At 35.8% G+C, this 15,778-nt stretch carries 11 protein-coding genes; 4 read left to right on the forward strand and 7 right to left on the reverse strand.

Annotated features, from left to right (window positions below):
* Window positions 1–173 precede the first annotated feature (173 nt).
* The gene (locus NDQ75_RS09190; protein ID WP_202027180.1) at window positions 174–1,682 is read left to right on the forward strand and encodes a M20/M25/M40 family metallo-hydrolase; all 1,509 of its coding nucleotides are present in this window, start codon (window positions 174–176) and stop codon (window positions 1,680–1,682) included.
* Window positions 1,683–1,797: 115 nt separating this feature from the next.
* On the opposite strand, the gene NDQ75_RS09195 is transcribed toward NDQ75_RS09190, so the two are convergent.
* From NDQ75_RS09195 to NDQ75_RS09205, 3 genes are all read right to left on the reverse strand, one after another.
* The gene (locus NDQ75_RS09195; protein WP_202027181.1) at window positions 1,798–3,261 is read right to left on the reverse strand and encodes a sigma 54-interacting transcriptional regulator; all 1,464 of its coding nucleotides are present in this window, start codon (window positions 3,259–3,261) and stop codon (window positions 1,798–1,800) included.
* A 119-nt stretch (window positions 3,262–3,380) separates the two neighbouring features.
* Entirely contained in the window at window positions 3,381–4,517 is a 1,137-nt protein-coding gene (locus tag NDQ75_RS09200) for a vWA domain-containing protein (protein WP_202027182.1), read from the reverse strand.
* A gap of 191 nt (window positions 4,518–4,708) precedes the next feature.
* Complete coding sequence (locus NDQ75_RS09205; protein WP_202027183.1) at window positions 4,709–5,272, reverse strand: DUF4251 domain-containing protein; 564 nt, start codon at window positions 5,270–5,272, stop codon at window positions 4,709–4,711.
* 348 nt (window positions 5,273–5,620) lie between these two features.
* On the opposite strand from NDQ75_RS09205, the gene NDQ75_RS09210 reads away from it, so the two are divergent.
* Entirely contained in the window at window positions 5,621–7,567 is a 1,947-nt protein-coding gene (locus NDQ75_RS09210; RefSeq protein WP_202027184.1) for a DUF349 domain-containing protein, read from the forward strand.
* A 246-nt stretch (window positions 7,568–7,813) separates the two neighbouring features.
* The gene (locus NDQ75_RS09215) at window positions 7,814–9,856 is read left to right on the forward strand and encodes a tetratricopeptide repeat-containing sensor histidine kinase (protein WP_202027185.1); all 2,043 of its coding nucleotides are present in this window, start codon (window positions 7,814–7,816) and stop codon (window positions 9,854–9,856) included.
* Between the two features lie 12 nt (window positions 9,857–9,868).
* Here the strand turns inward: NDQ75_RS09215 and NDQ75_RS09220 are convergent, their stop codons facing one another.
* Window positions 9,869–10,741 (reverse strand): diacylglycerol/lipid kinase family protein, encoded by an 873-nt coding sequence (locus NDQ75_RS09220; protein WP_202027186.1) that lies wholly within the window; start codon window positions 10,739–10,741, stop codon window positions 9,869–9,871.
* Between the two features lie 66 nt (window positions 10,742–10,807).
* On the opposite strand from NDQ75_RS09220, the gene NDQ75_RS09225 reads away from it, so the two are divergent.
* Window positions 10,808–11,770, forward strand: coding sequence for an App1 family protein (locus NDQ75_RS09225; protein WP_202027187.1), 963 nt, complete (start codon window positions 10,808–10,810; stop codon window positions 11,768–11,770).
* Here NDQ75_RS09225 and NDQ75_RS09230 read toward each other — a convergent pair.
* From NDQ75_RS09230 to NDQ75_RS09240, 3 genes are all read right to left on the reverse strand, one after another.
* Window positions 11,762–13,363, reverse strand: a complete 1,602-nt coding sequence (locus NDQ75_RS09230; protein WP_242513635.1) for a M1 family metallopeptidase — start codon at window positions 13,361–13,363, stop codon at window positions 11,762–11,764. The genes NDQ75_RS09225 and NDQ75_RS09230 overlap by 9 nt on opposite strands.
* A gap of 136 nt (window positions 13,364–13,499) precedes the next feature.
* A complete protein-coding gene (locus tag NDQ75_RS09235; RefSeq protein WP_202027189.1) occupies window positions 13,500–14,327 on the reverse strand; it encodes a dienelactone hydrolase family protein in 828 nt (275 codons plus the stop codon).
* Between the two features lie 54 nt (window positions 14,328–14,381).
* Window positions 14,382–15,716 (reverse strand): M28 family peptidase, encoded by a 1,335-nt coding sequence (locus tag NDQ75_RS09240; protein WP_202027190.1) that lies wholly within the window; start codon window positions 15,714–15,716, stop codon window positions 14,382–14,384.
* Between the last annotated feature and the right edge of the window lie 62 nt (window positions 15,717–15,778).

Here is a 15,778-nt window from a genome sequence, read left to right on the forward strand (position 1 = left end):
TTTGTTAAATCAAATATACGATTAATCAAGTAATTGATTGACTAAAAGTTATAACGACAGTTAAGAATGGAGAATTAAATAGAATTTATGTTAAGAATATAATTTTTAAGTTTAATACGTTACAATAATAGAATATTTATCTATATATTGCCCTTAAACATTTTAATCATTTTATGCGCATAAAACATACGTTTTTACTAAACTTCTTATTTATTGTTTTCACCGCTCCATTCATTTATTCTCAATACGACACTATTCCCAAAATCGACTCTTTATCAGCACAAGAAAATTCCTTGGGTAAATTATCAGATGATAACATTGAGCAATATTTAAGCAAATACGTACAATTTGCTTCTGTGAGCGGACATGAGAAAGAAGCTGGTGAATGGTTAAAAAATGTTTGCAAGGAAAACGGTCTTCATATTACCCAAATGGGAGAGAAAGATGGCGAGTATAATTTTACTGCTTCCATTTACCCGTTGTTATCTAATTTGCCAAACATTGTTTTTTTAAATCATATTGATGTAGTTCCGGCTGGAGACTTAAGTAAATGGGAGTATCCGCCATATTCTGGAAAAATAACAGATACTGAAATTTGGGGCCGCGGATCTTGGGATAATAAAGGGAACGCTATTATGCAATTGTTTAGTATAGTAGAGATTTTAAACCGATATAAAGGCACCCAGCTTCCGTTTAATGTCTCTTTTTTGGCTGTTTCCTGCGAAGAGACTCAATGTAGGGGAGGTGCGGAATACGTTATAGCCAATTATCTTGATGAACTAAATCCAGCTGTAGTCTTGGGAGAAGGACCGCCAGCAATAACCGGAGCATTGCAAACGGATGTCGATAAACCAATTTTCCCTATTTCGGTAGCTCATAAAAGGGCTTTGTGGTTAAAACTGTCGCTAACCATAAACACATCTGCACACGGTTCTGTAACTCCTTTACGTTACGCGAATAAGGAGATGGTTCAAGCCTTGGATAATTTGCTTAGTAAAAAGCAGAAAGTGGTTTATAGCGATTTAAATATTAAAATGTTGAAAGATATGGGGAAGCTAGAAAAAGGACTTACTGGCTTCGCAATGCGGCACCCAAAGTTGTTCAGAATGTTTATTACTCCGCAGTTAAGGAAACAACCTGAACTCTTCTCTATTTTTTCAAATACGATTACACTCACAAGTTTGGAAAGTAATAATGATGTGGTGAATGTAATTCCCAGCGAAGCTACCGCTTTATTGGATTGCCGTTTGTTACCTGGTGCTTCTAAAGAAGAGTTTATTGAAGACATTAAAAAACGACTTAAAAATGAAGATATTGAAATCTCTGTAATTTACTCCATGCCTAAGATGCAATCTTCAGATGATAACAGTATTTATTTTAAAAACTTAAAGAAGGCAATTGAGAAAACCTATCCTGATATCGACGTGGTAACCATATCATTACCCAATACAAGTGATGCAGGCGTTTTTAGGGCCAAAGGAATTTTGACGTACACAACGGTTCCTATTGTATTGGACATGAGTTATTTAGATAATATTCATAGTGAAAATGAACGGATACCTAGAGGGATTATGGTTAAGGGTAAAGAAACCTATACAAATTTTATAGAGGAATGCATTAACGGTGATGACGATTCTGGAAAGAAAAAGAAGTTCTTAATTTTTAATACCAAAAAGGATTAAAAGCTCCGAAAAATAACCTTTTAAGTTTAAAATGTTTTACGCAAGAATGTATTGAGAATAGAATTTGCCACAAACACATTCTAAATATTTAAATGTATTTGTGGCAAAAGATCTCTTACAGACCACTAATATAACTTCCGTACGGATCTTTAAATTGATAACCTTCCGTAAAGCGATGTTTACTTAGTTTTTTAAATTCAACCAATCCCCAAAGAAGGAATTCCATTAAAAAATAAACATCTTCTTTCTTAACATCTGGATGATGTTTGGAAATTAGCATCTGCAATGGAGTGATATCTCCAAGCTGTTTTTTGTAATTTTTATCTGACACATCATCTAAGAGTTCAAAACCACTTCCTTCAAAAAACCAATTTACTACATCATCATAAGCGCTTGGTGTATTGGGACGCTCTAGCTTATCGATTTTAGGAAAATAGTTGGGGAACAATGTTTTGATTGCTGAACCCAGTAGCTGCTGAGCTACAAAAGAAGCTCCTTCTTGCTCTCCCTCATAAACCAATTCAACTTTCCCTGTGACAGAAGGGATAACTCCCATAAAATCACTTAGCCTAACACTGGTTTCCGTTTCATTGTTTCTCAGCATTCTACGTTCTGCGGTACTCATTAAGTTTTCAAATGCTGTAATGCTTAAACGTGCGCTAATTCCACTCTTATGATCTATATATTCACTATTTCTAGCTTCAAATCCTATTTGTTCTAAAATATCATATGCTAGGGCTGGCACATAAATAGCAGATTTTTGACTTTCTTGTATTTTTGCCTCTTGAAGCGTAATTTTTTTAGCGATTTCCACCGTTTCAGGGTAGTGGGTTAAAATTTGAGAGCCAATTCTGTCTTTAAGCGGTGTTACGATACTTCCACGGTTGGTATAATCTTCAGGGTTTGCGGTAAAAACGAACTGCATATCCAAAGGAAGACGTACCTTGAACCCTCGAATTTGAATATCTCCTTCCTGTAAAATATTGAAAAGCGCTACTTGAATACGTGCCTGTAAATCTGGAAGCTCGTTTATAACAAAAATACTTCGGTTGGCACGTGGAATCATTCCATAATGAATTACACGATCATCGGCATAAGAAAGTTTGAGATTGGCCGCTTTAATAGGATCCACATCTCCAATTAAATCGGCTACCGTTACATCTGGAGTGGCTAATTTTTCAAAGAAACGTTCTTCCCGATGTATCCAAATGATGGGAGTATCATCAGCTTTTTCCTTAATTAATTCTATAGCATAGCGGGATAGTGGCTGTAACGGATCATCGTTAATTTCCGATCCTTCAACAACAGGAATCCATTCATCCAGCAAAGAAACCATTAGGCGGGCCAGACGGGTTTTTGCTTGTCCCCGAAGTCCGAGTAAGTTTATATTGTGTTTTGATAAAATGGCGCGTTCCAGTTCCGGTATAACCGTATTTTCATATCCATGAATACCTTCAAACGTTGTTTCCCCTTTCTTTATTTTCGAGATAAGATTGTCCCTGAGTTCATCTTTGATCGGTTTGGACTGATAACCGGATGCTTTTAATTCGCCAAGCGTTTTAATTTTTTCAATTTGCATTAGTTTATTTTTTTTGAATTTTTTAATTGGTTTAATCACTAATTAAAAACGATGTGTATTTTTCTTTAAACAAGTTTGTTACGATGTTGTTTTAAATCCTTGGAAGGCGATTTGCCAGCTTACTGAATCCTTTTCTTTCTATTGGTTTCATAATCTTCAAAAATCATTTCCCCGAGTCCCTGAAGACCTGTGAAAAATGCTTTTCCTTTGTTAGCTTCGGTAAAATGCCTTACAAATTGCATAAGGTATGGATCTCTTGCAATCATGAAGGTGGTAATAGGAATGTGTAATTTACGTGCTTGCCGAGCCATAACGTAGCATTTGTTTACAATATAACTATCTAGACCTGCACTGTTCATGTAGTATTCACCGTCAGGTTGCCTTATGCAGCTTGGTTTACCATCGGTAATCATGAAAATCTGTTTGTTGGTATTTCTCTTTCTTCGCAGAATATCCATGGCAAGTTGCAGCCCGGCCACCGTGTTGGTGTGGTAGGGACCTACTTTTAAATATGGTAAATCTTTAATGGAAATTGGCCAAGCATCATTCCCGAAAACAATAATATCCAATGTGTCTTTCGGGTATCTCGTGGTAATGAGTTCAGCTAAGGCCATCGCTACTTTTTTAGCAGGAGTTATTCTATCTTCCCCGTACAAAATCATACTGTGACTAATATCTATCATGAGAACGGTACTCATTTGTGCCTTGTGATGCGTTTCTTCAACCACTAAATCACTTTCATTCATCATGAAATCATCTAGGCCATGATTTATTTGTGCGTTTCGCATACTTTCTGTCATAGATATGCGCTCCAAAGCATCACCAAATTGATAGCTTCTAAAATCGCCTGTATGTTCATCGCCTCTGCCGGTATGTTTGGTTCTATGGTTACCACTCGCACTTTTTTTCAGTTTACCAAAAATCTGTTCCAGTGCGTGTTTTCGAATGAGCTGTTCGGTTTTGGCGGTAATGGCAATTTTGCCATCTCCATCACCCGTGCTATCGCCATCGGGGTCAATTTCCTCCTGAACAAACCCTTTGCGTTTTAAATCTTCAATAAAATCGTCAATGGTATAATCGGCTGTGGTAAGCTCGTATTCCTTATCAAGTTCGCGTAACCAATCGATTGCCTCGTCAAAATCTCCAGAAGTATGCGTAATTAACTCCTTGAAAATCTCAAAAAGCTTATCAAAAGGGGATTGGTGAGGTGCTTCATACTTGGTAAATACAAATCCTTTTCTCTTCGTTTTATTCATAGCTCTATAAAATTAAGGAATTTTATAGACAAAGAGAATGTGTTATAAAACTTTAAGGATTTCTTAGGGAATTATTTAAACTGGTAGATTATTCTGCTTAAAATTAAATCTAGACGAATCCTTTTCAGAAGAAAATGGATTTAAATAAAAGTTTCTGAAGCAAAGCATTTGTTTAAAAATCAAATGAAGAATTATTCCTTTTTCGGTAATTCCTTCAGCATACCATCATAAGTTATAAAATCTCTTTCTGAGCTATTAACCGAAACGGAGGTCTTTCCGTTTAGGAAAACCATAAGGGTTACATCAAATGTCTCTGTGCTGTTATTGGTAGAAAAGGTGATACGGTGATGCTTCTTTTTGTCAAGATATTCTATCTCCAAATCGGTAATCTTATTATTAAATTTTATCCCTTCTCCTTCGGTATTATAACCGCCACCCATTTGTCTTTCGCCAAAAAATGGTAAATCTGCTTTTGCAGAATCGCCTTTAATTTGTATAAATGCACCGTCATCGATTATATCAATTCGCTGCACATTATTTCCAGGAGGAATTAATCCGCTATTAGCGACCCTCATCATGCTTGAACTAATTGTTGGCATGGCCCACTGGCAATCAATTCTGAATTCTTTTTTATTGATTACAGAATCCAATTTAGCAGCAGAGGCACTATCTACAGCTGCATTTTGCGTACTACCGCAACTTGTGATGGAAATACAAACAACTAACGCGAGAACAATGTTTAAGAGCTTCATCATTTTAATTTTAACGTACTTAAAGGTAGCAAATTTCTTTCATTATTCTAAAATTTTGTCTTACAGAAGTTATAAATAGTAAAGACTCAATGATAATTTTTGTTAATGTTTTTCTTCCGAAGAAAATATGGAAAAATCTATCCAATCCATTATACTGAATTCTTTGGTTCCGACACTAGTTTTATTTTTCTGAAATTTAAAATCCATGGTAATGTTTCCAAATAATGATTAGAAAGTACGGCCTCTGCTTCCAAAATAGTATTTTCTTATTTTAAAAACACTTGGCTAATTTGTTACTTGTTAGTATCTTTCAACATCAAAAAGTAGTGACGAACCTTAAACATTTATAGAATGTTAGAAGATAAAAATGATAACCTGCAAGCAGCGGCAGAAGGAAAAGAAGAGAATCCAATTGAAACTTCATCACAAAGTATTTCATCCTCAAAAGACGATGAAAATATAAAAGTTAATAGTGGAGAAAGTGAAGTAGAGGAGGAGCAGGAAGAAGACCCGCAGAACGAAATCGATGAATCCAATGCTGAAGACGCTGAAGATGAAGGGCATAAGGACCGTCATGAAATTCCCATGCCCGATTATCATGTTATGGACATGGAAGCGCTGGTGAATGAATTGGAAAAGCTTATACGAAAGGAAAAGGTTCAGGCCATAAAAAGGCATGTGGATTCCATTAAATCTGAATTTGACTTGAAGTTTCAAGAGCTTTTAGAGCAAAAAAAGGAAGACTTTGTTAATGATGGCGGAAATGAAATAGATTTTGTTTATACGACCAGTGACAAAAAGAAGTTTAACGAACTTTATGGCGAGTATAAAGAAAAGAAAAATCACTACTACAAAAGTCTAGAGAACCGTTTACAAGCCAATTTAGAAAATCGTTTGGCTATAATAGAAGAGTTAAAAGGGCTCATTAACGTTGAGGAGAATATTAATGATACCTACAAACACTTTAAGGAATTGCAGGATAGATGGCGAAATGCGGGACCTATTCCTAGAGTAAACTACAACGATGTTTGGCGTACGTATCATCACCATGTTGAGATATTTTATGATTTCTTAGATCTTAATCGTGATCTTAGGGATTTAGATTTTAAGCACAACTTAGAAGAAAAAGAAAAGATTATTGCGCAGTCAGAACAGTTAGCAGAAATAGGGGATGTTAACAAAGCTTTCCGAGAACTTCAACTATTACATAAAATCTGGAAAGAAGATTTAGGTCCGGTTGATAGAGAGCACAGAGATGCTATTTGGGATCGTTTTAGCGCTGCTACTAAGGTTATCCATCAAAAAAGGCAAGAGTATTTTAAAAATCAAGATGCCATACACGAAGCTAATTTAGCTGTCAAGGAGACCATCATCAATAAAATTAAAGCTATAACGCAACAGCCTGCTAATAACCATGGCGGTTGGCAAAAGCAGATTAAAGAGGTAGAGGCGCTTCGGGAAGATTTTTTTAATGCTGGAAGAGTCCCTTATAAAGTCAATGAACAAACATGGGCCGCCTTTAAAGAGGCTGTTCGTAGTTTTAACCGAAATAAGAATTCTTTCTACAAGAATTTGAAGAAAGGTCAGCAGGAAAATTTAGATAAGAAAATGGAGTTGGTAAAATTGGCTCAATCTTTAAAAGACAGTGAAGATTGGGAAGAAACCACTCCAATCATGAAAAAGATTCAGTCGGATTGGAAAAAAATTGGACATGTTCCTAGAAAATACTCTGATAAAATTTGGAATGAATTTAAGGCAGCCTGTAATCACTATTTTGACAAATTGCATGCGAGAAAGAATGAGCATTTCAAAGTAGAAATGGAAGCTTTTGAGAAGAAGAAAGCTTTTCTGGACGATTTAAAATCGTATGAACTTTCCGGTGATAAGGAAAAAGATTTAGCACAAGTCAAGCAATTTATTGCCGATTGGAAAACGATAGGTAAAATACCGCATAGCAAGAAGAGTATTGAAGGTAAGTTTAATAAAATTTTGGATGCGTTATTTAAAAAATTAGATGTTGAGAAGCAGAAAGCTGAACTCATTAAATATGGAAATAAGCTGGATCAATTGGCGAATTCGGATAACGATTCATTGATTAATAATGAGCGAATTTTCATCAGAAGAAAAATCGACGAAGTAAAGTCAGAAATAAGACAGCTTGAAAACAATCTTCAATTTATAAATGCTGACGATAGCAATCCAATAGTTCAAGAGGTACAAAAAAATATTGAGAAGCATCGTGAAGACCTAAATCTTTGGAAAGCTAAATTGAAGAAGCTAAAAAACATGGATCAATAAGGAAGAGATTGCCTAAAGTGAATTGAAACTATTTTCATATGGATGATTGTTAACTGGCATAAAAACAAAGTTGCAATTTCCATAACTTAAAGTTGTAAATGCAACAAGTTTACTCCATAAATAAATTTATTTAACATTTATTAACCTTTAAGGGGACTTTGTTATAAACATATTACGATTTAACGTAAAAACAATTTTGAAAACAAAATTTTATGTTAAATTTGAGTATGTTTTACAAGTCCCTAAATGAATTTAAAACCGACTTTATTATTTTTTTGTCTCATATTTAGTCTTCAAATTAGCAGCCAAAGAAAAGAATTAGATAGTCTATCTAAAGAGGTAGTTGCTTACAACTTTCTTTCCTCCGAAAAAAAAAGGGACACTTCCTACATCAATTTATTGAACAAATATGTTGTAGCAAACTATTATGTTAGCAACGATACGATTCATCATTATGCTTCTAAAAGCTTAGAGCTTTCCAAAGAACTTCAATATCATCAAGGTCAAATCGAATCTTTAATTAGTCTTGGTTTTTACGAGAGTGAAATGGGAAATTACAAGGAAGCAGTTTCCCATGCTGAAAAAGCCTTAGAAAAAGCTCTGGAAATAAATAGTTTTAAGCACAAGATTGTTTGCTACAGTAATTTGGCTACTATTTACCATTACGCAGGTAATATTAAGAACTGTGTAGAGGCTAGTTTAAAAGGTATTAGAATCGGGGAAGATCGATTGAATAAAACCCGTGAAGAATTATTGTATTTAAGTTTAATGTACGAAAACCTCGGCCTTACTTATGGAATGCAGCGGGAATATAAAAAAGCGCTTGATTTTTTGTTTAAGGCCAAGAAAATTAATGAAGAAACCGAAAGTAAACTAGCTCAGGCTCAAACGCTAAGTAATATTGCAAGTTATCAGTTGGAAACTCAGGAGTATGAAAGTGGTTTGGAGAACATTGAAAAATCCATCCCCATTTTTGATGAGCTTGGCTATAAAGATTGGTTGGCATTCGCTTTTAAAGTTAAAGGACAGCTTTATGCCGAAACCAATAAATATGAAGAAGCGTTGGATATTTATATGCAATCTTTAGGCATATATGAAATAGTGGAGGACAAGCGAGAAAAAACATCGCTATTAAATGAAATTGCAAAAACCTACTGCGATTTACAGGAGTATGATCTTGCCAAAATGTATGCAGAAGAGGCGCTAACAGGTGCAAAAGAATTGAATTCTTTTAAGGATATAAAAGAATGCTCGGAAACGCTTTATGAAGTTGCTAAAGAGACATTGGATTTTGAAAATGCGCTGTATTTTCATGAGCAATTTAAAAGTTATAACGATAGTATTTTCAACCATGAAAATACCAAAAGTGTTGCGGCGCATGAGGCTCAGATGTCTTTTATTTCCATGGAAAATGAGCTTCGTTTGGAAAGCGAAAAACAACTTAATAAACAACGACTCTTTATATACCTGTCTTCCGGAGGGGTAATTATTTTACTTACCATTCTTTTCTTCACGCAAAGAAGTAGAAAGGTGGAGCGAAAGTTAAACGGTTTACTGGCCAATAAAAATCATGACCTTAAAAAGCGGGAACAGGAATTGCAAGAGTTAAATGAGACAAAAAACAAATTTTTCTCGATTATTGCTCATGATTTGAGGACGCCCATTGGTTCGTTAAATTCTTTAATAGATTTGTTAAAAGACAATCAAATTAGTCCAAAAGATTTTATGCAATTTGCCCCGAAATTAAGTGAGCAAGTTAAAAGTATATCCTTTACACTTAACAACCTTTTGGTTTGGGGTCAAGCGCAAATGAAAGGAGCCAATTCGAGACCTACCAAAAATGATCTAAATATCATTTGTAATGATACCCTTAAATTATTGAAGGAATCTGCAGATAAGAAAAAAATATTGATAAAAAATAGAATTCCAAGCAAGGCGACCGTATTTGCAGATCTGGACCATGTGCAATTAGTTTTCCGAAACATAATAAGTAATGCCATTAAGTTTACGCCTGAATCTGGATTGATAGAGGTTTTTGCCACAGAGTTTGAAAAGCATTGGCAGGTGGAAATTAAAGATAGCGGAGTAGGGATGAGCAAAAAAGCCATAGATGCCATCCTTTCAGATAAAACCCAGTTCAATTCTACTTACGGTACAAATGATGAAAAAGGAACTGGTTTGGGACTGAATCTTTGTAAGGAAATGATTAAGAAAAACAATGGAAAACTTTGGATAGAATCTTTCCTAGGTAAGGGTACCAGTTTTTATTTTACATTGCCAAAACCTTAATTTCAGTCAAGTTTAATAGACTACATTCACTTGTTGTGACCAAACTTTAACAGCTACTTTGTCTATTTCTGAAATATATTCGCCGTCTACTTGAAAAGGTATTGGAATAGCAGTTTCAATGGTAGCGCTATCTGTTGAAATAACTTCAATAAAGTTATCGTGCATAGGAATTTCATCCAAAATGGTCTCAAATATCTTCTTTATTTGAAAGGTTTTTATGATCAAAATTTCAAATTTGCCATCATCCAGCTTCCCTTTTGGGTTAATAATAGCACCGTTGCCGTATTTTCTAGCATTGGCAATACCAATCATCATGGCGCTTCCTTCTTTTATGGTACCGTTACTGTTAATCTTAAATCGAAACGGATCTTTAAAGTCGATAAGCGTTGGAATGGATTTAATAGCATATCCTAATTTACCACGAATACTACCTTCATCGTAGTTTTTAATCAATGAAGCATTTAGACCAATATCACTAATGTGAATGGAGGTTTCGCCATTAATGTCCAAAACATCAATAGGTTTTGTTTCCTCTCGCAGCGCAATGTCAATGGCTTTGTCTATGTCCTCAGGGATTCCAAGATCCGTCGCCATACCGTTGGCACTTCCCGCAGGAATAATAGCCAGCGAAGTTTTTTTGTCCTTTAGGGCTTCTACACAAAGTTTTATAGTACCATCGCCACCAACAGAAATTAACCTATCAGGTTTCTGTTCCCTTATCTTTTCTTGTATATTCTCTAAATCCTTTTCGCCAGTAGTTTTATAAACAGAAAGTAAAATGTTCTGCTGGGTTGTCAGCGACTCAATTTTCTCAATAATCCTATTTTTGTTTTTATCGCCCGAAATAGGATTAACTACCAATAAAATTTGGTTAAGATGCTTCATTTAAAAAGAATTTTAACTAAATTAAATAAAATAAAGAACGAATGTTATTAAGGAAACTATAAATCCATGAAATTTGACTTGAAACTTTATAGAGGGTATGCTAATGAACAACAAGTTATTTTATTCGGGCACGTATTTAGATCCTTGGCGCCAGATTATTTTTTAACCGATAAGAAAGGATACAGGCATGCCAAAGGAGTATACGAAATGTTTACGATTAAAACCTTGGAAAATGCTACTGTAAAAGTCTCTTTTTTAGATGAAACAATAACTACTAAAACCACCAAGGACGGCTATTTTCGTATATGTGTGCCTAAGAAAAACATTTCAGCAGGATGGCATGAATTTTCTGCGGAAGCCTATTATGAAGATTACCATTCCAAAGAGCAAAGTGAATTTCTCAAACCTTTTCCTGGAAAGATTGGAGTAATTTCTGATATCGATGATACCTTTTTAATTTCCCACACCAACAATATTTTAAAGAAAGTATATGTGCTGCTTACCAAAAACGTGAATAAGCGAAAAATTTTTGAAGATGTAGCAGAGCATTATCAGCTTTTAAGTGAAGCAGGTCGTGAGGGAGAGGTCGAAAAAAACACCTTTTTTTACGTCTCCAGTAGTGAGTGGAATTTATACAGCTTTATATTGAATTTCACCCGACTTCATAAGCTGCCAAAATCGGTGTTTAAACTTAAAAAAATAAAGACAGGCCTTGGAGATTTTCTATTTTCCGGAAGGGGTAATCACAGTCACAAATTTGATAAGATTAAAGATATATTGGAATTCTATCCGGAAATGAGATTTGTCCTAATGGGCGATGATTCTCAAAAGGATCCATTTCTATATCAAAGAATAGTAAAATATTTCCCAAAAAATGTAGCTGCCATTTACATTCGTCAAACCGGAAAAAAACAAAAAGAAAAAACGCTGGAAGCTTTAGAAAGTGTTTCCAGTTTTCATGTGGCTACTTGCTATTTTAGAGACAGCTCAGAGGCTATAGAACATTCAAAAAAAATAGGATTACTTTAAAACTTTAGTCTCAACATAAAAATCTTCATCAACTTTAAAAGTTTGAATGTTTTCCTTAACAGAAATTTCCTTCCATTCGCTGCTGGGGAAAATCCATTTTTTTTCGTCGTTAACTACAACTTGAAGGGGCATGTCAAAATCTGCTACAATGTTGGAATATTGAAATTTAACTGTTCCATTTTTTAATTTATATTCCAAAACAGGAATTTGGGTAGTCCTTAGGTATTGATTGAAAAATGCTATTAAATCTTTACCGGTTTGTTCAGATAAGTAGGTTTCAATTTGTTGTGAGGTAACCGTTTGATGATAAAATTCTTCGTTCATGCCGCGTAAGATAGAACGCCATTTTTCATCGTCTTCCACTAATTGGCGAAGGGTATGGAGCATATTGGCACCTTTGTAATACATGTCGCCAGAACCTTCATGGTTAACATCATAAACACCTATTATTGGAATGTCATTCTGAATGTTCTTTCTGGTTCCTATTACATATTCGCTAGCTGCTTTTTTTCCGAAGTGATAATCAAGATAAAGACTTTCTGAATAGGCCGTGAAGCTTTCATGAATCCACATATCGGCAATATCCTTATTGGTGATATTATTCGCGAACCATTCGTGTCCGCTTTCATGGATGATTATAAAATCAAACTTTAAGCCCCATCCAGTACCCGATAAATCACGCCCTAAGTATCCATTTTTGTACTGATTTCCATACGTTACCGAACTTTGGTGCTCCATTCCGAGATAGGGAACTTCTACCAATTTAAAACCGTCTTCATAAAAAGGATAAGGCCCAAACCAATGTTCAAAAGCTTTCAACATTTTAGGGACTTGCTTGAATTGTTTTTTAGCTTTTTCTAGATTATCACGCAAAACATAATAATCGAGGTCTAAAGTTCCTTTATCACCTTCATATTTTCCGTCGAAATGAACGTAGTCTCCAATGTTTACATTTACGCCATAATTGTTAATAGGATTATTTACTTTCCAGTGAAAAGTTTTAGAATTTTTGTGGGTGTCGATCCCGACGAGTCGGCCGTTAGAAACATCCATTAAGTCTTTCGGAACAGTGACACTAATTTTCATGCTGTCCACTTCATCGTACATGTGATCTTTGTTTGGCCACCAAACGCTAGCTCCAAGACCCTGGCAGGAAGTGGCTACAAACGGATTTCCATTTTCATCTTTTTTCCATGAAAAACCGCCATCCCAAGGCGCTCGAATGGCCTCCTTTGGATGTCCAGAATAATGCACAACGATTTCATCGTAACTACCAATTTTCTGCTGTTTTTTTAACTGAACAAAATGAGCATTCGCTTCAGAAGAAAAAGAAAGTTCCTTACCGTTTTGGGTAACTTTCTCAATTTTTAAAGGTGGTTGAAGATCTACCTGAAGCGTTTGATTAGGCTTTAAAACTGTATATCCAATAGTGTTTTTTCCTGAAATATTTTTTTTTCCCGGATCCACATTTACATCCAAATGATAATAAGTAAGATCCCACCAAGCTCTTTCTGGAGTAATGCTCCCACGAAGGGAATCTTGTTTGGTAAATTCCTGATGATTATGAAATAAGCCCGTATCTTGAGAATACATAAAACTCGCAGAACACAGTAGAAACGTAACAAAAGCTATTTTATTCATTCAATATGGTTTTCAGCAAAACTAATGAAAATGCTTAAAAAGTAGTGAACAAGAATGTTTGATACTAGAAATTGATAGTCATAAAAACTTACTTCAATAGCTTCAACAGTTTTTCCCAAGCTTTATCGTGTGCTTTTTTGTTCGCTGGGTCGGCATCCTCCTGAGCACCGCTTCTCATGAAAGCATGTCCGGCGCCTTCATAAATTTCAGTTTTATACGTTTTGCCATATTTTTCCATAGCTGCTTTGGTCTCTGGTATGGTGGCATTCACCCGGTTGTCGTTTCCGCCGTAAAATCCATAAACAGGAGAGCTGATTTTTTCCAATATTGAAGTGTCTTTTGGGGCTGTCCCGTAGAAAACAAAAGCTTTTTCAATTTCATTATTGTTGGTTGCATAGCGAAAACTCTGCGAACCTCCCCAACAAAAGCCGACTACCGATACTTTTCCGGTGCTCGAAGCTTCATTTTTTATATAGTTGTAAGTGGTGTGGAGGTCTTTAGTGACTTGTTCTGCATCGAGTGCATAAATAGCTTCCCGTGCTTTATCACTATTTTCAAAATCGGTAGTTTTTTCAATGCCCTCCACGGTATTTGAAATTAAATCGGGAGCAATTACCAAATAGCCTTTTTCTGCTAATTTATCAGCAAAGGAGCGTGCCCAATCATTTAAGCCACGATTTTCATGAATTACGATCACCGCATCGGTCGCCACGGAACTTTCGGGATAGACAACAAAGGCTTTAAACGTGCTATTTTCCCTTTTTAAATCAATCCATTCATGATGGCGCTGGGATTCAGCAAGTTCATTACTTATTTTTGAAACTGCTTCAGCAGCAATATCTTTTTTGGTTTCCGACTCAGATTTACAAGCGGAGAGAAATAATAAACTCAACAAAATACTGGTGGCTATTCTCATGATTTTCATTTTTAATGATTCCATTAAAGATATTGAAAATCAATTAAATAAAACTTAGTTTCTAATAATCGTATTTGGAAAAACCACAACGCTTTCATGTCCGTTTTCACCAACGGCTGAAACTCCGAAGAAAAAATTATCAATTACAATGCCTTCGAGTGTAAATGAGGTAACGTCTTCTACGTAACGCGAATGATCCCAAGTGGGGGAGGTGGTATCGCGCCAATAGATTTTGTAGCCTTTTGCACTGGGAACTTTGCTCCATTCAAATTTTGCAGACGCTTCTACAATTCCACCGATGGCAACTTTTTCGGGAGCGGGTGGCGCCCAGGCCAATGAAGCAAGATTAATGGCATTAACAGCCGTAAGTTTAGCGGTGTAATCAAAATCCACATATTCGAGTCGGTCGCCATATTTAATCCCGTTTTCAACACGAATGTCTTGATGTTGTTGCGTATAATTTTCATGTGCTTCCATAATTCTTATTCCTGCAAAACCCACGTCGTTAAATGGTCTATGATGACCGCCACGCCCAAAACGATCTAAACGATACACCATCATTGGGTTCATTTCTGGCATGTAGGTATTCACGGTTTTATACACGTAACGAGCTAATTGTCGGGAAATTCCATCAACCTCACCGCCATAAAAGCGTCTAAGTGTACGCTCTCTTTCTGTTTCCGTTGGAGGTACAGGTTCTGAGAAAATTCTAAAGTCGGTATTGCTTATCACGCCATCTACACCTTTAATATTGCCAATCATATCGTTATTGAAAACACCAATGATTTCCCAACCTTTTTCCTTTGCATACTCGGCTAAGCCTTTTCCACCAAAGAGTCCTTGTTCCTCTCCCGATAACCCTGCGTAAATTATACTGTTTTCAAATTTGTATTTAGAAAGTACACGGGCAGCTTCCATGGCACCTGCCATTCCTGTGGCATTGTCGTTAGCGCCGGGAGCTTCATCTGTAAAGTTATTTGGATCGGTAACGCGGGAGTCGATATCACCGCTCATGATAATAAAACGGTTAGGGTGTTTAGTGCCTCGTTGTATGGCAACAACATTGTTTACCCAAACGTCTTTAGTGATTCTTTCATTGGTGCCTTTTTCAACAAAGTTATTTTGCATAAAGACTTCCAAACATTTGTTACAATCCTTGGAAATATTCTCAAACTCACTTTTTATCCACCTTCTTGCCGCGCCAATGCCACGAGTTTTCGAAACTGTATCGCTAAGGGTATGCCGAGTGCCAAAACTTACTAATTTGGTCACGTCGTTTTCAATTCTTTCTGCTGAAACGGAGTTTATAATCTCGTAAAGACGGGCGTCCGTCTGTGAAAATGATAGAAAAGAAACAGAAAGCAGGGATAGTAAAAGTAATTTTTTCATAGAATCTTTAGCGTTTAAACGTCTAAAGATACACAATAGAATTTAATTTTTTCTTCCGAAGA

The organism is Galbibacter mesophilus (genome assembly GCF_023721415.1).
GTDB lineage: Bacteria > Bacteroidota > Bacteroidia > Flavobacteriales > Flavobacteriaceae > Galbibacter > Galbibacter mesophilus.

Bases quoted from the DNA above. Each gene is read 5' to 3' on its own strand.
- NDQ75_RS09215 (WP_202027185.1), top strand. From the start codon at position 7,814: ATGAATTTAAAACCGACTTTATTATTTTTTTGTCTCATATTTAGTCTT.
- NDQ75_RS09195 (WP_202027181.1), bottom strand. From the start codon at position 3,261: ATGCAAATTGAAAAAATTAAAACGCTTGGCGAATTAAAAGCATCCGGT.
- NDQ75_RS09205 (WP_202027183.1), bottom strand. From the start codon at position 5,272: ATGATGAAGCTCTTAAACATTGTTCTCGCGTTAGTTGTTTGTATTTCC.
- NDQ75_RS09220 (WP_202027186.1), bottom strand. From the start codon at position 10,741: ATGAAGCATCTTAACCAAATTTTATTGGTAGTTAATCCTATTTCGGGC.
- NDQ75_RS09230 (WP_242513635.1), bottom strand. From the start codon at position 13,363: ATGTATTCTCAAGATACGGGCTTATTTCATAATCATCAGGAATTTACC.
- NDQ75_RS09235 (WP_202027189.1), bottom strand. From the start codon at position 14,327: ATGAGAATAGCCACCAGTATTTTGTTGAGTTTATTATTTCTCTCCGCT.
- NDQ75_RS09240 (WP_202027190.1), bottom strand. From the start codon at position 15,716: ATGAAAAAATTACTTTTACTATCCCTGCTTTCTGTTTCTTTTCTATCA.
- NDQ75_RS09200 (WP_202027182.1), bottom strand. From the start codon at position 4,517: ATGAATAAAACGAAGAGAAAAGGATTTGTATTTACCAAGTATGAAGCA.
- NDQ75_RS09190 (WP_202027180.1), top strand. From the start codon at position 174: ATGCGCATAAAACATACGTTTTTACTAAACTTCTTATTTATTGTTTTC.
- NDQ75_RS09225 (WP_202027187.1), top strand. From the start codon at position 10,808: ATGAAATTTGACTTGAAACTTTATAGAGGGTATGCTAATGAACAACAA.
- NDQ75_RS09210 (WP_202027184.1), top strand. From the start codon at position 5,621: ATGTTAGAAGATAAAAATGATAACCTGCAAGCAGCGGCAGAAGGAAAA.